Source organism: Metabacillus hrfriensis (genome assembly GCF_030127205.1).
Taxonomy (GTDB): domain Bacteria; phylum Bacillota; class Bacilli; order Bacillales; family Bacillaceae; genus Bacillus_P; species Bacillus_P dongyingensis.
Map to the genome: position 1 here is coordinate 3,252,968 of NZ_CP126116.1, position 18,252 is coordinate 3,271,219.

The following is an 18,252-nucleotide window of genomic DNA, read 5'->3' on the forward strand; positions in this document are numbered from 1 at the left end:
CCGCCTCCTCTTTGTAATGGATTAATTGTTTTTCTGTCTTTTCTTTTCATCTTTTAAATGAAGAGAATAAACCGCTGCACTCAGGAAAATTGCACAATATGAGACATTCATAAACACCTCATCTGTTTTTTCCTCTACATAGGCAAAATAAGCAATTCCTCCAAAATACATGGAAATGAATAAGCCCGCCACACTAAATAACATAAATATATCTTTCATTCACATCACCCCTTCACTTTTTCTTTTCTTCAATTATTCTTGCCTGTTCATTTTCATATGCCACTATATAAGAAGCTTTATATTTCTGCTCAGTTTTTTTGCTGTTTTGTTTAATCTCAGCGATTATGTCTGCATCTACTTGAATCTTTTCACCTTTTTTTACTGTATTGAGATGTTGAATTTTGATGGACAACAAATTGTTAAACTGCTTTCTAAAGGCTTCATATGACAATTCAGACTGCAAACTGCTCCCTAATAATGAATAGGCCGTAACATAGTCATGGAAGTTAACACTTTCTATGTAGTAGCTGATTAAATAATCAGCTGTTTCTAACTTTTTATTTTCACTTATTTCCTCTGAAACGTCAAGACCTAGATCTGTTGGAAGAGATTTCATCGGGTTTTGTGACCAGCTTTCTGCTAGTGGAAGTATATCTTCAATAGGTATGCTGAATCCGATTTCTCCTTCTTCCATTCTGGCGGAATTCATTCCGATGACTTGTCCATCTTTCCGATCCAAAAGGGGTCCCCCGCTGTTTCCAGGTGCTATGGGTGCAGAAATCTGATGAACTCCCGAATACTTGTAGGGAGGCAGATCAAAATCTCTGTTTGTTCCGCTGATGATTCCTGTAGTAACAGTATTTTGCAATCCAAGCGGACTTCCAAGCGCTAATATTTCCTCTCCCAGCTCTGCATCATGATGCTTTGATATCCGCACCGGCTCCTGATTCTTTAATGCTTCTACTCTCACTAACGCCACATCTGTTTCAGTGCTGATTCCAATCACTTTCCCGTCAAATCCTTTCGCATCGGTGGTTCTGACTTTAACATCTTCAACACCTGCGACGACATGCGCGTTTGTGATAATGTCTCCCTTTTTATTATAAAGAAACCCTGAACCAACTGTTCCATCTGCAAGCTCCACCATTACAACCTTCTTTTGGGCTTCCCTGATAATTTCTTTTAATTCAAGTTCCGTCTCCTTCTGCTTTTCATTCTTTTCAAGGAGGATTTCTGACTCGGCGAATACATTTTCTGCTGCAGAATGCTGAATGCGGAAATAGCCAAAAACACCTGCTGAAATAATTAAAATAGACAATGTGATGCTTATCACCCAGTATTTTTTCATATTCCTGCCTTTCTTATCCTTTAATAAATTCGGCACAAAGCTGATTGCTAAATGGACCGACTGAAGCGGCCCATCGACGTCACGTATTACAAATGCCCATCGGTAAAACAGGAATTAGTCTTGGTACCATATGATATTTTCAATAGTGAAGACAACTTCGTCATTTACGCCATACGTGATGTGTTCAAAGGCTGCCTCTTTTCCCGGTTTCAATTCATTCGGATAGACGTTTGTTTTGCCTCTTTCAATCTCTTTTCCATCTTTGTCTGAAACCGTGAATTGGACGGTTATAGAGTGAATGGCAGATTTAGAAGTGTTTTTAATTTTTCCTGAGGTCTTTGCATCTCCGAATTCATCTACTGTCACTTTTGTTTCTAACACCTTAACAGCTTCATCTTTTAAGCGTTTTTCTTCTTTTGCAGCTGTAACAGCTCTCTCTATCCTTTTTTGTTCAGCCTGTTCGAATGCCGTTTTCTCAGAAAGGATCTTATCTTTTAAAGACAGTAGCTTTTCATTGTCACCATCATATTGCAATGCTTTATCCACTATCAAAATGGCTGAGTTGAATTGCTTTTGAGTTAAATCCTCTTCAGCATTCAATGAACCAATCATCACCATTTTAGATTTGATTTGTTCTTTCACTATGTCTGCTTCAGCTGCATCAAGCACAGTGACCTCTTTAAGCTTTTCAGCTAACTGATCAATGGAATTCAGTTCATTTATTTGTTCTTTGATTTCTCCGACTGTCACATTCATGTCTGCTTTGCTGAGTTCAGACTGCAGACGGCTGTAAAGGGGAGATGTATGTCCGCTGATAATTCTGGTTAATAAATCTATCTCTGTTGAGGCTTGATCATAGTTGCTTTTTTGAATATGTTCTTTAATTTGTTCTAGATCCTGATTATATTCCTGAATGAGCATAATCAGCTCTTTTTCCTGTTTTAGCACATCATATCCACTTCTTAAATGGATGCCCTTTTCAGCATATTGAAGTGCTTTATTGTATTCTCCTGCTAAAGCTGATTGCTCTGCTTTTTTTTGAAGCTTAACTACTTCTTCATTTTTTGCTGCTTCATGCTCGTATACAGCAAATAATAGACTTGAAACCAAAACAAAGCTCGCAGCAGGAAGTATGTATAAAGAACGTTTGGATAACCGATAGAGTTTCCGGTCCCTGTCATTCAGGAATAATTTATTTCCGCAATGCGGACAATAGTTTGAGAATTTTTCAATCTCTCTTTCTCCGCAATAATGACATTGCATTGAGGTTGCCTCCTCTGCTGGCATGTCCTAAACCGCCTAATTTCGACGAAATCTTTCATAAGTATACATGCTTCATTATGATCCTTCTACCCTCATTTTTTCTTATTAATCCACTGAACATATGACTTAATTCCTATACATCTAACTTAGGAATCTGTGAAAGCGTATGCTCCTGAAAATGAAGTTTCTACCATAGGTAGCATTCATTCATTTTTACAGCCTTAAATTCACTTAAAGCGAATCATTCGGTGACTTTTGAATGATTTTCAAATAAATAAACACCATATTCAAGTCAGAATATGGTGTTTTTAACGTAATCAATTTTGAATATCCATTGGAACAAACAATTTAAATTTTATATCGTCATTTTTCAGATCAAATGATTCTGCTTTAGCACGCAGGTTATTTTTAAATTCAAGCTCCGTAATTTGAACATCAATGCTTTCATTTTTCGGATCAATGTATACATAATCCGGCAATGGATAGGTCTTTTTAATATAGCTCATGACGTAAGGAACAGGTATAGGCAGACGGCCTATAGATAATTGCTTCACTTTAAGCAGCATATTGCCGTCTTCTTTCACTTGAGGATCGAATGAAAGAGTAAGATCAACGTCTTTATTGAATGCTTTTACGGTTCCGTATAAATTCACTTCTTCGTCAAGCTCTACGCGGTAATTCAGCTCTTTTGCTTTTGCTTCTTTAACCAGGTAATAATTAATCAGCAAATTTAGATCTTTTTTTGAAGAACTCACGGTAAAAGGTATCGTATCTGAACTTGTCAGCTCTGCTGTCTCCGTTTTGGGCCTTTCAGCAGGCAGAAAAGGCGATACGATGATAAAAAGCAGAAAGACGAGGTTTAAGCTGAGTAAAACAATAAAGGCTGTTTTCCATTTTCTCATACAGTAATCATCCAATCTTTTTAAATCTAGTCTGAGAGGTTTGAGTATACCCTGTCTGCTATTAATGAATACCCTGTTTCACTCGGATGAAACTCATCAATATATAGAAGTTTTCCAACTGATTTATTAGAAAAGAGGTCTTGGATAGGGACAAAAATGGCATTTCCATCTTCCATGATAATGCGGTTTGATGTCTGATTCCATTCTTCTACAATCGTGTCAATTTCACTGAGCTCAGGGAGCATATACTTAAAAGGGTTATATAAGCCTGTATAAACAATGACTGCATCAGGGTTTGCTGTCCGAATCGTTTTCATGATTTTTTTGAACCGTTTTTCAAAAAGAGGCTGTTCCTCTCGGTATGGTTCAAGTTTAAGGTTTATTATATGATTGCGTGTAACCTTCATAATATCATTTCCGCCAATTGTCATCAAAATGATATCGGCATCTCTCAATTTTTCAATGACTTTTTCATTTCCAAGAACTTTTATCAAATCTGTCGTTTTATGACCTCTGACTCCAAAATTAGACACATCTACAGAGGAAATGTTTTCTTCGCGCTGCAGCAAATCGCTGACATCCCCGACGTAGCCTCCATTATTATCGGCATCTCCTACTCCGGCGGTTAATGAATCTCCAATAGCAACTACATTTAAATTACTTGGGACAAAGTTTTTGGGGATGGGTTCCTTCATCAGATGCTCTTTATTATTGACCGGTTTTGCAGCCATATCAGCAGGATTCCCTGATAAAGCATTACATCCGGAAAGAAGCATCAGTAATCCCATGAGCAAAATAAACAGATTCCGTATCATAATCATCCCCTTTCACCGTTCTTTTAGCCTATGATTATATCATGTAATTGCGTACAGTTACAGTAAAAACGGATGAGTATGAGTCTATTCATTTATGCTTCCATACAATTAACATTGATGCCTCATCTTGACAGGTTATACTTTCACAGCGGTATTGAATCTTAAAAAGAACCATCAGGAATGCTGTTTTTTTCGATCATCATTTTCCCTGTATTCAATTGATTCTCAAATATATGAAGGAACCGTCTATGTAATAAAAGTTTTATAAAAAAACGCTATTTTCCCTCTTAGAAAAATAGCGTTTTTTCTATCGCTTAGATACTTAACATCTCATTCAGTGATTTGCGCATATATTAAAAAGCAGATTAAAAAATTAAGCTGTTGATGAAAGGAGCAGGTATTATGGAATCGCCGCTCTCAAAGAGATCCATTCGTAAAAATATACCCCAGCCCATTAGAGAAGATGGTGCCGGTGCTACAGATCTTGGTCCGCGGGACATCATGCGTGACATTGAAAATCCTGATTTACTGGTTCCGCCTGTAACAGATGCCGGAAGTTTACCGAACTTGAAATTCTCTTTTTCTGACACACATATGCAATTAAATCATGGCGGCTGGTCTAGAGAAATCACAATTAGAGAACTGCCGATTGCTACTACACTTTCAGGAGTCAATATGCGTTTGACGCCGGGTGGAATTAGGGAATTGCACTGGCATCAGCAAGCAGAGTGGTCTTATATGATTCTTGGCAAGGCGAGGATCACAGCAGTAGATCAAAATGGCCGAAACTTTATAGCGGATGTTGAGCAAGGAGATCTTTGGTATTTTCCTCCTGGAATCCCGCACTCCATTCAAGGGTTGGAAGAAGGATGTGAATTTCTCCTTGTATTTGACGATGGAAGCTTTTCTGATCTGAATACACTTTCGATATCTGATTGGTTTGCACACACACCGAAGGAAGTACTGGGAAAGAATTTCGGTGTGCCTGAAACTGCTTTTGCCCAAATTCCAACACAGCAAAAATATATATTTCAGGCACAGGTTCCTGGATCCCTTGAAAGCCAAATTGTACCTGATCCTTATGGTACTGTCCCAGAAAGTTTAATCCATAAAGTGCATGAGCAAGAACCAATCGTAACACCAGGAGGATCTGTACGTATAGTTGACTCTTCAACCTTTCCCATTTCAAAAACCATAGCAGCTGCTTTGGTAGAAATCAAACCTGGTGCAATGAGGGAAATGCACTGGCATCCCAATAACGATGAATGGCAATATTACCTTACAGGTACTGGCCGAATGACAGTCTTTGCAGCTGATGGCAGAGCACGGACATTTGATTATCGTGCCGGTGATGTTGGATATGTTCCATTTGCCTATGGCCATTATATTGAGAATACCGGCACTGAAACCCTGTGGTTCTTTGAGATATTTAAAAGCGACCGGTTTGCAGACATATCTTTAAATCAATGGATGGCCCTTACCCCAAAGGATTTAGTCCGTGAAAATATTAATGCTGTTCCAGAGCTGATGGAGGCTCTTCGTAAACAAAAGCGGCCTGTGGTTTAATAATCTGAAAGTGCTCAAATGTTCTGAGCCGCATGACTTTTAATCAGAATGCTTATTGGCTGAAGAACAAGTATCATATTGTTCTATTAATACCCAGTATAGTACCCGGCAGGTGCATATGATTGCCCATAAGATTGATGTGGATAATTTTGATGATAGATTTGTTTTGTATTTCCTGCACGTTCTTGCCCGCAGTTCTTATAAGGACCAATATATGTTGATGGTTTAATCGGCTCAGTTGCTTTTTTCCATTGATTTTCATCAAGACAATAAGTATGAGCCATAATATTTGAAGGTGTGAATTTTAAGATGTCAGACCCTAAAATCACCTCAGGGCTTGAACCATCAAAAATAGCCAAAAGGTGAGTATGGTCAGCTGTTGCTATTTCGTAATGCCACCAGCCCTGGGGAACATTAGCCACTTGCCCTGGAGTAATCGGGTAATTGAGAATTTGTTTTGTATATGGGTTTAGGATAGAAACAACAGCAGCTCCTGAAATACAATAGACCAGCTCGGCTGCATTTTGATGATAATGCGGCTCCACAACATTTTGAGCACTAAGAAATATATCAAGCAGAGATACATTTTCCAGACTATTTAGCTGTTTTATCCCTAAGACGTTTATATAATTTCTGCTGTCCTTTTTAAATAAGGTGCTTTTATTTACGTCAAACGTGTATTGAACGGATGGAGAAGTATAATCTATATATGAAACCATATCTTTCCCTTCACCTCTTTGATTTGATCGCCAATTTAGGTGTATTGTATTCTTCGTAAATCCAATAGGTGAAGATCAGATTTATTTTGAAACATTATCTGTACTAAAAAAAATCCGCAATTTGCGGATTTTTTCACTATTGTATCTTTTTTACATCATCAATAATTTCATCATATGCTACATTTTCCACACCGTCATAGTCTTTCATGACCTTGCCGTTCTGATCAATTAAATAAAACAATGTTCCGTGAATGACTTGATCCTGCCCTTCAGGCTTTTGAACAATCGTTTTAAAGCTGTTTTTAGCAAAGTTGTCGATTTCCTTTTGAGAATATCCGGTCAAGAAATCCCAATTTTCAAGGGAAAGAGGATATCTGCCTGCAAATTCCTTTAATTTCTCGGGTGTGTCAACTTCAGGGTCAACACTGAATGAGACAAGACGCACATCTAATCCAGCTTCTTTCATCTGCTTCTGCAGTTCGGTCATATGCGCCGTCATTGGCGGACAAACCGTATCACAGCTTGTAAAAATAAAATTAGCTACCCATACTTCCCCTTTTAGATCGCTTAAACCAACTTTCTTTCCATCCTGATTTATGTAGGAAAAATCATCAATTTCATAATTAAGAGCCCCTTTTATTCCGCTGGAACCGCATCCTGATAAGAGAGTAATAGCAAGTAAAAATAATAGTATATAGTGTTTTTTCATTGCAGGGTGTCACCTTTCCTATATAATCCAATATGAAAAGTTTATCAAAACATTGAGAGATTGGGAAGCATATGCTTGAAAGTGGTTACACAGTTCAAATGATTGACACAATTACCTTCCCTTCATGATGCTCTCAAAATCAGCAATAAAAGCATCATAGTTAAATTTAACCGCAATTCTGTGGACGGGGTAATCAGCAAGGGTTTTATAAGGTCTGAAGTCTGCTATACTCTGTCCTCTCGCATATTCAGATTCAAGAATAATTTTAACAGGCTTTTCTACAAGAGTTATTTGCTTTTCATTCACTGCACCCCATAGGGTCAGCAGGTCGTGCAGAGGTCCTCCCGCTATTTTCGGGGTGTTTTTTTTATAAAAATTGGTATAAAATCAATCATCGGTTTTAGCAGCATTCCTACTTCGTCATTTTTCCGCTGATAATATTGATCTAAATCCGCTATCATCTTCTCGGGTATGATTGCATAATTGGTGACAGATACTGAGAAGCCTGAAGTTTGAGCAGAAAAAAACGGATTTCCCAAAGTGGAACATCCGTTTTTTAAATCTAGAATGAGTTTCCGTCTCCTCCATTGCTGTTCATTGCATTTCCTGATAGAAAACCTGAATGCTCATCCTGTTTTGAGTGTTCAGGAAGACTCATTCCGGATACTTTGTCAGAATAGATGGCGAGGGCAGATATAAGGAGCAGAGGTGTTAATAGAATGATCCAAAGCATTTTTGATCACCTGCTTCATAGGATACTTCCTATATATATACGTTTGTCAGGATGGAAGGTTTCAATTTTCTGAAAACATGCACATAATCTTGCATATATCGCCTTTATACTGGTTAAATTATCAGGATCTATTGTGCTCCGATGATTTTAATAATTAATTCCATTACTTTCGGATTATACAAAATTAATTCCCTTTATAAAGTGAACTAGAAAGAACTCATAAAAAAACGCATGGATTTCCCCATGCGTCATTATCTCTATTCAGCAAAATACATAAATCCTATGGCACCTGGACCAGTATGTGTTGAAATAACAGGTGTTGTGTAGCATATATCAATTGGATAGTCTGCATTCATTTCGAGGAGAGTATTTTTTAAGTTTGTTGCAAGGGCTAATGAATCTGCATGCGCGATGCCAACAGCTTTTACTGTTTTGTTTTTCACATCTTCCGCGAACTGTTTGGCCAGAAATTTCACAATTTGTGAGTGGCTCCGCACTTTTGTAACAGGAGTATAAACGCCATCTGCAAGCGACGCAATCGGCTTGATATTAAGAAGTGAACCAATCATAGCTTTGCCTCGGCCAATTCTGCCGCCTTTCACCAAATTTTCAAGTGTATCTACTGTTACGAAAAGCTGGCTGTTTTTGCGAATGTGTTCAATCCGTTCGAGAATTTCCTGTTTGGAGGCACCTGCCTGGGCCATTTTTGCAGCTTCAATCACTTGAAAGGCCAGTGCCCTTGAAATAAACATGGAGTCGATTACTGTAACATCTGCATCTGTCATACCTGCTGCACTTTCAGCTGAACGAACGGTGCCGCTCATGCCCCCGGTCATATGTATAGAAATGATACTGCTGCCGTCTGCACCAAGTTCATCGTAAACTTGTGCAAACTTTCCAGCAGGCGGCTGAGAGCTTTTTGGAAGCTCGACCGCTTCTTTCATCTTTTTTATAAATTCTTCCGGCTCTATGTCCACACGGTCAAGATAAGACTCATCGTCAATCACGATCGTCAGCGGAATGACATTAATATCGTATTTTTCAATCATTTCATGACTTAGATCTCCTGTGGAATCAGTCACAATTTTAACCTTTGTCAATAGTATCACTTCCCTATTAATCTAACTATCTTGTATTATACCCTCAATTAAAGATGTTTCAATCTTATTTGCTTTCAATTCTTATATAAAACTCTTTCCTAGCTTTTAAATAAAATGGATATTTTATTCTCATTTTAACAAAAGAAAAGACCGCAATTTGTCTATGCGGTCTTAAGGCGTGCTATGCGTTATGTTTTAAAATGTCAGGTTGATAAATGGCTTCATAATCTGGCCACTTTATTGTTTTTTTTAAGTAATCCCTGAACGAATAAATATCGTTTGGATGCTTATGTGCTGTGATTTTTGATAAAAACGTCTGCAGTCGGATTTGAACGAGAAATCGGTATTGATTATCTTCCTCCAATACTGGAATATCTGTGATTTTTACCTTATGTCCATTTAACAGCTTGAACTCTAGGCTCTTGAATAACAAGTTATCAATCCTCTTTTTCACCCGTTTCTTATATTATAACCCAACTAAAAGCAGAAGTCTGTCTAATTGTGTCAGTAAAGGCTAAAATTTTCATCCAAAAAATCAGATGAAAAGATGAAATAAACTGCTGTCTTTTTTCACTTCAGTAAATGGAAAACCTTTTCGCTGCATTCTATTCAGCAAACCCGTGTAGTCCTCTTTGTTTTTCAGCTCAATCCCAACAAATGCAGGTCCGCTGTCGCGATTGTTCTTTTTCGTATATTCAAATCTGGAAATGTCATCGTTTGGACCGAGCACTTCATCTAGAAATTCTCTAAGTGCGCCGGCGCGCTGAGGAAAATTCACAATAAAATAGTGCTGCAGCCCTTCATACATAAGCGAGCGCTCTTTCATTTCCTGCATGCGGCCAATGTCATTATTACCTCCGCTCACAATACAGACAATGTTTTTCCCCTTGATTTCGTCTCTGTAAAAATCAAGGGCAGCGATTGGAAGAGCACCTGCAGGCTCCGCAACAATTGCATTCTCATTGTACAGGCTTAAAATCGTGGTGCAAACTTTTCCCTCCGGCACAAGGATATGATCATCCACAGTCTGTCTGCAAATCGAGAAATTGTGATCTCCAATCCGTTTCACTGCTGCTCCGTCCACAAATTTATCAATATTGGCAAGCTCCACTACTTTTCCGGCTGTAATCGATTCCGCAAAAGAAGGTGCCCCCTCAGGTTCAACGCCTATGACCTTCGTGCCCGGGGAAACTTGTTTAAAATAACTCCCGATTCCAGATATCAGTCCTCCGCCTCCAATACTTGCAAATACATAATCAAGCTCTGCATCACAGTCATTAAGAATCTCAATGGCAATCGTTCCCTGTCCGGCGATGACATCTAAATCATCAAATGGATGAATAAAGGCCCTATTCTCTGACTCGCTGCATTCTCTTGCCTTTTTATATGAATCATCAAACGTGTCGCCCGTAAGAATAATCTCAACATGCCCTCGCCCGAAAAGCTCTACCTGGGATACTTTTTGTCTAGGGGTTGTAGACGGCATAAAGATTTTGCCATGAATATTCAATTGCTTGCAGGAATAGGCTACTCCTTGCGCATGATTCCCGGCGCTGGCACAAACAATACCATTAACGGTTTCTTCTTTTGTCAGCTGTTTAATTTTGTTATAGGCGCCTCTTAATTTGAAAGAACGGACTATCTGAAGATCTTCTCGTTTCAAATAGACGCTGCAATCATATTTTTCAGAAAGGCGTTCATCTTTTTGAAGAGGTGTATGAATGACAACATCTTTTAACAAATGGTGCGCCTTTAAGATGTCTGCCACATGTAGCGCGGGTTCAAGATTCATCATTTGTTTCATAGGTAAAATCCTTTCTGCATCAATGATTTAATTGGAACATTATATCATGAATATTCATAATTAAAAGTTATTATTAAAAAATTCTCATAATTTCTTAACATCGGAGGTTCTTTTCTTGGAATTTGAACTTAAAGCTGCTGATTGCAGCAGATGAAGACAATGGCCGTTTTTTGATCATTACGAGCGGTAAGGTTTTCAACTCGGAACACGAAATATCATAATGGATCAGTGAAAACTGGTCAGAGGAACAGTTAAAAAGGGATTAATGCTCGATGACACAGTCCCTTTTTAACTCGGGAAGCGACTTTCCTCTATCACCATTTCATCCCCGGGTAAAGCATGTTCTTTGAGCTCAGCCTGTCCTTTGATCTTAAAATTTCCTAAAAAAATAATTTTATTGGTTCCAATTAGTTGTGTTTGGGTGTTATAATAAACCCAATTAATCAAATAAGGAGCTGAAAATCATCGAAAAACATGCATCCGCTTATTATTTTGATGATATTATTGGAGACCATCCTCTTTTCATTGAAAAAAAATATATAGCAAAAAAGCTCGCAAAAGCAGATTTGCCCATCATTATTGAAGGTTCAACCGGAACCGGCAAGCAAATGTTTGCAAATGCCATCCATAATGAGTCAGGGCGGGCACAAAAGCCGTTTGCCGCAATAAACTGCAGTACATATTCAGAAGATGTCCTGGAATATGAACTTTTCGGCAATGTACAAGATAATAAACAGGGGCTTTTTGAAAAGGCTGATGGCGGAACTGTTTTTCTTAAAGAAATTTCAGGCCTGAGTATGAAACTTCAGGCGCAATTGCTTCGTGTTCTGCAGGAGAAACAAGTGCAGAGAATTGGATCTTCAAAGCCTGGTTTGGTGGATGTACGAATTATAGCCTCATCAACTGTTCATTTAAAAGCATTAATTGATGAAGGAAGCCTGCGCGAAGACTTCTACTATTATTTAAACGTATTAAAGCTGACATTGCCGTCTTTAAACGAGCGGAGCAGCGATATTCCTATCCTGTCCGCTTCATTTATAAAGCAGCGGGGCCAGGACGTCCGCATGGATAAAACGGTTTTGGACATTCTTACGAAATATCAATGGCCTGGAAATGTGCTTGAACTGAAGAACACAATGGATTATTTACTGACAGTCTGTGACGGCCGTTCCATTCAGCTGCACGATCTTCCTAAAGAACCATTCATGTCGCAGGAGTCTGCCAAACAGAAAAAAGAACCAAAAAATCAAAAGGATAAGCCGCTTACTCTCATGGACAAACAAGAATATCTTTTTATTCTGGAATCCATCCGTTCAAGCAATGAGGAAGGGGAACCTGCAAGCCGGAGAATAATCTCGGACAGCAGCAAGAATTCGCGTCATCCTCTAACTCCTCAGCAGGTAAGGCATCGACTCGATTTTCTCGAGAAAAATGATTATGTGACAAAAGGACGGGGACGTGCAGGAACGAAAATTACCCTTGAAGGCCTGGATTTTCTTCAGTCCTTAACGGAAAATCTTCAAACGATAAACAAGGAGGCAGCGCAAAATGGAGTACTCGATTAAAGAAGAAATTGCAAACGCCATAACACATGGGATTGGTGTCCTGCTAAGTATACCCGCATTGGTCTATCTAATCATCTTTGCTTCAAAATACGGTGACGCCTGGCATATTGTCAGCTTTTCAATCTTTGGCGCAACTATGATCCTTTTATATCTTTTTTCAACCTTGCTGCACGCAATTCCTCACCGCAAGGCAAAGGATGTTTTTGAAGTTTTGGATCATTCCGCCATCTATTTGCTGATTGCAGGCACATATACACCGTTTCTGCTTGTTCCTCTCCGGGGAACACTGGGCTTTACCCTGCTTGGTATTGTTTGGGGACTTGCAATTGCAGGAATCGTGCTGAAAATTTTCTTTGTTAAGAAGTTTGTTATTTTATCAACACTTGCCTATATCCTGATGGGATGGCTGATTATTATCGCCATAAAACCTCTATATGCATTTTTGAGTCCTGAAGGATTTGCGCTGCTCCTTACTGGAGGACTGCTGTATACGATCGGAGCGATTTTCTATGTATGGCGAAAAATACCATATCACCACGCAATCTGGCACGGCTTTGTTTTAGCCGGCAGTGCAGCTATGTTTTTCTGTGTCCTGTTCTATGTACCGGATGTACCATTTATATAGGTAATAAAAAAACTCTCAGATGGCTTTGCCTTTGAGAGTTTTTGCGATTATATCCTTTAATTCTTCAGCTGATTTTTTTAACCATGTCTTGTTTCTTCATCCATTGTTCATAAGAAAAGCCCCTCATTAGGCGAGAGGCTTTTGATTGAATCTTCTATTTTTCAAAAACGATAAATTCATAATCATACGGGTTTTTTTCATCTTTTGGACCTTTTTCCCTATGAATGATTTTGTAAAGATCTTCTTTAAACTCAGGAAAATAAGTATCTCCCTCAAACGTTTCATAAATTTTTGTCACATACAGTCTGTCTGCTGAATAAAGACACTCTTTAAAAATTTCAGCTCCGCCGATGATAAATAGATTTTGATCTGCATAAGCTTCATTTACGAGCACTTCATCCAATGAATGAATAACTTTAATTCCTTCATGTGAATACTGCTCATTTCTAGTAAGAACGATATTCTCTCTGCCAGGCAGAGGTTTTCCAATCGAATCAAACGTTTTTCTTCCCATCAGGATGGGATGTCCCATCGTAACCTTTTTAAAATAAGCCAAATCTGCCGGGATTCGCCAAGGAAGATCATTGTTGCGCCCTATTAACTGATTTTCATCCATCGCCACAATCATTGAAATCATACGCTGACTGCTCCCTTAATATGAGGATGCGGATCATAGCCTTCTAATGTAAAATCTTCATATGTAAAATCAAAAATTGACTTTACATCAGGATTCAGTCTCATTTTTGGAAGCGCCCGTGCATCACGGGTTAACTGAAGATCTACCTGTTCAAGATGATTTTTATAAATATGCACATCTCCAAACGTATGAACAAACTCACCCGGTTCTAAATCTGTCACATGAGCCACCATCATCGTTAATAATGCATAGGATGCAATGTTAAATGGCACACCAAGAAAAACGTCTGCAGAACGCTGGTAAAGCTGGCAGGACAGCTTGCCGTCAGCTACGTAAAATTGAAAAAAACAATGACACGGAGGCAGTGCCATTTCATCGACATCTGCAGGATTCCATGCACTCACAATGAGCCTGCGTGAATCAGGATTGTTTTTAATTTGGTCTATCAGCTTTGAGATCTGATCAACCGTCTGACCGTCCGCCCCTGCCCATGAGCGCCATTGATGTCCGTATACAGGACCAAGCTCGCCATTTTCATCCGCCCATTCATTCCAGATGCGCACTCCATTTTCCTGCAGGTATTTTACGTTCGTATCTCCCCGCAAAAACCAGATTAGTTCATGTATGATTGACTTCAAGTGAAGCTTTTTCGTAGTCAAAAGAGGAAATCCTTCTTTTAAATCAAATCTCATTTGATATCCGAATGTGCTGATTGTTCCAGTTCCTGTCCGGTCTTCTTTTACGGTTCCAGATTGCAGCACGTGTTTGCATAAGTCCAAATATTGCTTCATTTAAAGACACTTCCTTCGTTTAGATACTAGAGATAATTGTATAGGAAGTTACTCTAGTTTTCTACCGTTTTGTGAAGTTTTGAAATAAATCTATAAGACAGCGGAGCCTTTTGACGCAGCTCATCTTTTGTTTTTTCATTCAAATAATACATAGCAAAAATCTCAGCAAAATATTCTTCTGGAAAACGCTGAAAGTATGTTTTTCCTGAAAAGAGCAAGCTGGCCTCCTTCTTCCATATATTCAAATAAAAAGGATTGCTTCTTATGTTTGAAAAAACATTCCGATCAGCGGCATGTGCAAACTCATGAAGCTCAAGCGAAACTGAACCATGTCCCAGGCCATATTGACTGTGGCCAATCTTGACAAAGACTCTGTTGTTTTCCGTCATACCCGGCACACTGTCCCAATCTGATTTCGCTGAATAGCCCCGGGGAGTCCGTCCTGATAAGTGCTCAAGTCCCTCTTCATCAGTCAGCTTCCCTGTAAACAATTTAATAGTCACGTTTTGCTGCAGAGCTTTTGTCAAAATCATAGGATGGACATGATTTAAATTGCCCAGCATAACTTCTGCATCCTTTTCCGAAAAGGAATTTTCAGGTAAATAAACCATTTTGTATAGCGAAGAGCCGGAAGTCAGCGAGACTTTAGAAGAAAGCGAATGATTTTCAAGAAGACTGCCTGACGAAGCATCTGCAAAAACAAATTGATAGATAGAAAACATCGATATAAGCGAGATGAAGAGAACAAGCAGTTTTATTTTCATAATATATGTGTAACTCCTTGAAGGATTTTCTGATTGTTTCGAACAATATATATATGAAAATAGTAACATATTAATTTTGTGCCGAACAGATATTGGACTCTGTAACTTTTTTGCAAACTTCACCATATGATGGAAATTATCATGGAAATTGGGTGAAAAACATGAGGATGCTATTAAACAGGAATATTCCTTATCAACAGCGGCAGCAGCTGACACAAGAAGTGATTGAAGTTATGACGCTTAAAAGCTACATGGTTCTCGACGGACTCACATCAATCGGACTGATATCCATTTTTTATTTATATTTCAAAGGAATCCTTTAGAAATACGAGGGCAAATAAAAAAAGCCGCAAATGCGGCTTTTTTAATGACGGATCAAACGCCAGTGCTATTGCTTTGACTTGATTTTTTGCGGTAATAGTTAAGAGCAAATGTACCTACGAACATCACTAGGATGATGATGAAGAATACGGAGTGCTCAATATGAACACCTGCAACGCTTAATCCCATTTTGATAGCGATTAAAGCAATAAGAATATATGCAGTTGTTTCAAGTTCAGGAACTCTGTCGATCAATTTAAGGAAGACTCCTGCAACTCCGCGCATCATAAGAACCCCTAGAACTCCTCCGAGAAGAAGGACCCATACCTGCTCACTGACGCCGAACGCTGCAAGTACGCTGTCTACAGAGAATGCAATATCCATTAATTCAACTGCAACAACCGTTCCCCAGAATGTACCGAAAAGACGGATAAGAAGACCACTTTTATTAATGCCGCCGTGTTCTTCATCACCTTCAGCATTTTCTTTTGATTTATCAATGAAGTATTTCACAGCAAGCCAAGCGAGATATGCTGCACCTAAAATCTTAACCCACCATAGTTTAATTAAGAATACACCGACACCTATCGCAATGAAACGGAAGATGTATGCTCCGAGCAAACCATAGAATAAAGCTTTTTTTCGCTGCTTTTCAGGTAAATGTCTTACCATTACAGCCAGTACAAGAGCATTATCTGCTGATAATAACCCTTCGAGAATAACTAATGTACCGATAAGTCCCCATGCAACTGGATCAGTAAGAACTTCTCCCCACATTTCCCAATTGAAAAATTGTGCGTACGTGTCAAGCATTCCTTGCAAAATTGACATCTACCATTTCCTCCTAAACATTACGTTAACTTTTTCATTATACTGAATAAAAGATTGCTTGTTAAGTATTTTGATGTTTCGTCATAAAATATACATCTTTATTCAATATCCTCCATATGCCTATACGTTTGGGCGGAGGAAAAGTTTCATATGAAAGCAAAAAAAACGCATGAAATGATTTCATGCGCTTTGAATCTTTATACTGTTGCCTGAGTCTGTCTGCCATCTGCAATATCCCGGGCCCGGTGTGCCATTCTGCTTGCTGCAGCAGCGGCAAGTGCTGCAACCAGATCATCAAGAAATGTATTCACGCGATTTCCGCTGTGTTCATCCAGAGCCTTAATGATTCCAAATTTTTCTTTATCCAAATAACCAAAATTGGTCAATCCAATCGAGCCATATACATTTACGATGGAAAGCGGAATGATTTCGTCAATGCCATAAAGAGGTTCATCTGTTTCAACCAGATGCTGCAGCGGCTGCGGAAGCAATTTTTGCTCAGCTAGCTGATCAAGGGCAAGACCGGTTAAAACGGCATGCACAATTTCACGTTTATTAAGGACCTTCTCTACATTTTCAACACAATCTTCAAGTGTAATATTCGGGATGTATTTTCGCTGCAGGGTCATCACAATATCAGCGATATCCTCTAATGTAACACCCCTATCATTCAGCATTTCTTTCGTCGTTTTTACCATTTCATCGATTGTGTATTTGCTCAATGGACATTGCACCCCTTTAATGTGTCATCCAATTTGGCGGCATGTTCTGATTCCAGTAGATGCTGCCAAGTTCGTGATGCTTTTGAAAAGAATCGTGGTGCGTATGATAATGAAAATTAAACCAATACCCCTGCTTTGGCGGATGATCGCGGCGGACATGAAATCTAAGCACATCCTGTCCTGTCTGTTTGTTATACAGGTGAAAGATTTTCTCGCCTTTGCCGTCTGCAGGTTTTTTTGAAATGGCCAAATCCCGAATATCTTCATCAGAGTACTCTTCAACATATTGTTTTATGGCTTCTTCTATTTTCGGAAGAATGATCTGCCTGAATTCATCCTCAATGACGGTTCCGATTCTGTCTCCGAATTTTTGAAAGGACTGAACCTCGGCTGCTTCAACAAAAGTTGAGATGCAGGACTCTTTAGGCTGTTGCCAGTAAGCGGTTTCATCAGTGAAAAAGTATTTGTCTGAGTTGGTTAATTTAGCGGTTGAATCTTCAGAGGAATGTTCCTCGACTGTGAGGGCAGCTGGAGGAGCGACCATTCCGAAGGTTGCAATAGTAAATAAGATGATCAGCGTTTTCCGCATCCATTTGTTCATCATTTTCTCTATTCCTCCCAGTCTTCCTATTATAATATTATTCTATCATAGATAAATTCTAAATTTATAGAAATTTTTCGCAAAAAAAGAAAATCTAGTGCCTTAAAGGGTTTTAAAAAGAGATGAAAAAGTTTACACTAAAGAAGACGTTGGAAATAAAATACTTTCACACTATTGGAGTGAATCAGATTGGGTTTTGAATCAGTATTTATTATTGCATCGTTCGTTACTCTGGCATATTTTATATTCGCAGAAATAACAGATTAAAAAAACTCATGGCGCTCGCCATGAGTTTTTTGCTGATTACTGTTTCTGCTTTTTATTTGCTGAAGATTGCTTGCGGCCAGTTTCACTTACTGTCGTCCCCTGACCTTCAACTTCCGGAGAACCAAGCTGTGACTTTGATGGGTCACTTTTGCGTTTTGACATTAGATGA

At 38.8% G+C, this 18,252-nt stretch carries 23 protein-coding genes; 4 read left to right on the forward strand and 19 right to left on the reverse strand.

Translation table 11 applies throughout. The annotated features are described in order from the left end of the window. Positions 1-21 precede the first annotated feature (21 nt). The 5 genes from ypmT to QLQ22_RS15940 form a co-directional block, all read right to left on the reverse strand. Positions 22-219: a protein YpmT gene (ypmT, locus tag QLQ22_RS15920; protein WP_223436036.1), complete on the reverse strand. Its 198-nt coding sequence runs from the start codon at positions 217-219 to the stop codon at positions 22-24. 13 nt (positions 220-232) lie between these two features. Continuing rightward, positions 233-1,348, reverse strand: a complete 1,116-nt coding sequence (locus QLQ22_RS15925) for a S1C family serine protease (RefSeq protein ID WP_284015193.1) — start codon at positions 1,346-1,348, stop codon at positions 233-235. Positions 1,349-1,462: 114 nt separating this feature from the next. Next, positions 1,463-2,611: an FxLYD domain-containing protein gene (locus QLQ22_RS15930; protein WP_284015194.1), complete on the reverse strand. Its 1,149-nt coding sequence runs from the start codon at positions 2,609-2,611 to the stop codon at positions 1,463-1,465. A gap of 317 nt (positions 2,612-2,928) precedes the next feature. Beyond that, positions 2,929-3,513, reverse strand: a complete 585-nt coding sequence (locus tag QLQ22_RS15935; protein WP_284015195.1) for a YpmS family protein — start codon at positions 3,511-3,513, stop codon at positions 2,929-2,931. A 26-nt stretch (positions 3,514-3,539) separates the two neighbouring features. Next, positions 3,540-4,328 (reverse strand): SGNH/GDSL hydrolase family protein, encoded by a 789-nt coding sequence (locus tag QLQ22_RS15940; protein WP_284015196.1) that lies wholly within the window; start codon positions 4,326-4,328, stop codon positions 3,540-3,542. A 402-nt stretch (positions 4,329-4,730) separates the two neighbouring features. Between QLQ22_RS15940 and QLQ22_RS15945 the strand changes: the two genes are divergently transcribed. Beyond that, positions 4,731-5,894, forward strand: coding sequence for an oxalate decarboxylase family bicupin (locus tag QLQ22_RS15945; RefSeq protein WP_284015198.1), 1,164 nt, complete (start codon positions 4,731-4,733; stop codon positions 5,892-5,894). 86 nt (positions 5,895-5,980) lie between these two features. Here the strand turns inward: QLQ22_RS15945 and QLQ22_RS15950 are convergent, their stop codons facing one another. The 7 genes from QLQ22_RS15950 to ilvA form a co-directional block, all read right to left on the reverse strand. Continuing rightward, complete coding sequence (locus QLQ22_RS15950; RefSeq protein WP_284015199.1) at positions 5,981-6,613, reverse strand: cupin domain-containing protein; 633 nt, start codon at positions 6,611-6,613, stop codon at positions 5,981-5,983. Positions 6,614-6,749: 136 nt separating this feature from the next. After that, a complete protein-coding gene (locus QLQ22_RS15955) occupies positions 6,750-7,322 on the reverse strand; it encodes an SCO family protein (protein ID WP_223436050.1) in 573 nt (190 codons plus the stop codon). Between the two features lie 111 nt (positions 7,323-7,433). Continuing rightward, the gene (locus tag QLQ22_RS15960; RefSeq protein WP_223436053.1) at positions 7,434-7,628 is read right to left on the reverse strand and encodes a hypothetical protein; all 195 of its coding nucleotides are present in this window, start codon (positions 7,626-7,628) and stop codon (positions 7,434-7,436) included. Positions 7,629-7,884: 256 nt separating this feature from the next. Further along, on the reverse strand, positions 7,885-8,055 hold the full coding sequence (locus QLQ22_RS15965) for a hypothetical protein (RefSeq protein ID WP_284015200.1): 171 nt from the start codon (positions 8,053-8,055) through the stop codon (positions 7,885-7,887). Between the two features lie 257 nt (positions 8,056-8,312). After that, on the reverse strand, positions 8,313-9,155 hold the full coding sequence (locus tag QLQ22_RS15970; RefSeq protein ID WP_223436057.1) for a DegV family protein: 843 nt from the start codon (positions 9,153-9,155) through the stop codon (positions 8,313-8,315). Positions 9,156-9,336: 181 nt separating this feature from the next. Further along, positions 9,337-9,588, reverse strand: a complete 252-nt coding sequence (locus QLQ22_RS15975) for a DUF2535 family protein (RefSeq protein ID WP_223436059.1) — start codon at positions 9,586-9,588, stop codon at positions 9,337-9,339. 102 nt (positions 9,589-9,690) lie between these two features. Continuing rightward, entirely contained in the window at positions 9,691-10,959 is a 1,269-nt protein-coding gene (gene ilvA / locus QLQ22_RS15980; RefSeq protein ID WP_223436061.1) for a threonine ammonia-lyase IlvA, read from the reverse strand. 503 nt (positions 10,960-11,462) lie between these two features. On the opposite strand from ilvA, the gene QLQ22_RS15985 reads away from it, so the two are divergent. Together QLQ22_RS15985 and trhA are read left to right on the forward strand one after the other, a co-directional pair. Further along, a complete protein-coding gene (locus QLQ22_RS15985) occupies positions 11,463-12,524 on the forward strand; it encodes a sigma 54-interacting transcriptional regulator (protein WP_223443510.1) in 1,062 nt (353 codons plus the stop codon). Beyond that, complete coding sequence (gene trhA / locus QLQ22_RS15990) at positions 12,508-13,149, forward strand: PAQR family membrane homeostasis protein TrhA (protein WP_284015201.1); 642 nt, start codon at positions 12,508-12,510, stop codon at positions 13,147-13,149. The genes QLQ22_RS15985 and trhA overlap by 17 nt, the downstream gene beginning before the upstream one ends. A 154-nt stretch (positions 13,150-13,303) precedes the next feature. Here the strand turns inward: trhA and QLQ22_RS15995 are convergent, their stop codons facing one another. The 3 genes from QLQ22_RS15995 to QLQ22_RS16005 are packed head-to-tail and all read right to left on the reverse strand — an operon-like array spanning position 13,304 to position 15,341. Then, entirely contained in the window at positions 13,304-13,786 is a 483-nt protein-coding gene (locus QLQ22_RS15995) for a dihydrofolate reductase (RefSeq protein ID WP_223436067.1), read from the reverse strand. Next, positions 13,783-14,577: a thymidylate synthase gene (locus QLQ22_RS16000; RefSeq protein ID WP_223436069.1), complete on the reverse strand. Its 795-nt coding sequence runs from the start codon at positions 14,575-14,577 to the stop codon at positions 13,783-13,785. The genes QLQ22_RS15995 and QLQ22_RS16000 overlap by 4 nt, the downstream gene beginning before the upstream one ends. A 53-nt stretch (positions 14,578-14,630) precedes the next feature. Continuing rightward, complete coding sequence (locus tag QLQ22_RS16005; RefSeq protein WP_223436071.1) at positions 14,631-15,341, reverse strand: anthrax toxin lethal factor-related metalloendopeptidase; 711 nt, start codon at positions 15,339-15,341, stop codon at positions 14,631-14,633. Positions 15,342-15,502: 161 nt separating this feature from the next. Here QLQ22_RS16005 and QLQ22_RS16010 point away from each other — a divergent pair, with 161 nt between their 5' ends. Then, positions 15,503-15,664: a hypothetical protein gene (locus tag QLQ22_RS16010; protein WP_223436073.1), complete on the forward strand. Its 162-nt coding sequence runs from the start codon at positions 15,503-15,505 to the stop codon at positions 15,662-15,664. Positions 15,665-15,716: 52 nt separating this feature from the next. Here QLQ22_RS16010 and QLQ22_RS16015 read toward each other — a convergent pair whose 3' ends face one another. From QLQ22_RS16015 to QLQ22_RS16030, 4 genes are all read right to left on the reverse strand, one after another. Next, positions 15,717-16,493 carry a TerC family protein gene (locus QLQ22_RS16015; RefSeq protein WP_223436075.1) on the reverse strand — a complete coding sequence of 259 codons (777 nt, stop codon included), beginning with the start codon at positions 16,491-16,493 and terminating at the stop codon, positions 15,717-15,719. A 197-nt stretch (positions 16,494-16,690) separates the two neighbouring features. Continuing rightward, the gene (locus QLQ22_RS16020; protein WP_070877888.1) at positions 16,691-17,215 is read right to left on the reverse strand and encodes a phosphatidylglycerophosphatase A family protein; all 525 of its coding nucleotides are present in this window, start codon (positions 17,213-17,215) and stop codon (positions 16,691-16,693) included. Between the two features lie 16 nt (positions 17,216-17,231). Continuing rightward, positions 17,232-17,816, reverse strand: a complete 585-nt coding sequence (locus QLQ22_RS16025) for a YpjP family protein (protein WP_223443513.1) — start codon at positions 17,814-17,816, stop codon at positions 17,232-17,234. Between the two features lie 303 nt (positions 17,817-18,119). Further along, a complete protein-coding gene (locus QLQ22_RS16030) occupies positions 18,120-18,245 on the reverse strand; it encodes a YuzL family protein (RefSeq protein WP_083328291.1) in 126 nt (41 codons plus the stop codon). Positions 18,246-18,252 lie beyond the last annotated feature (7 nt).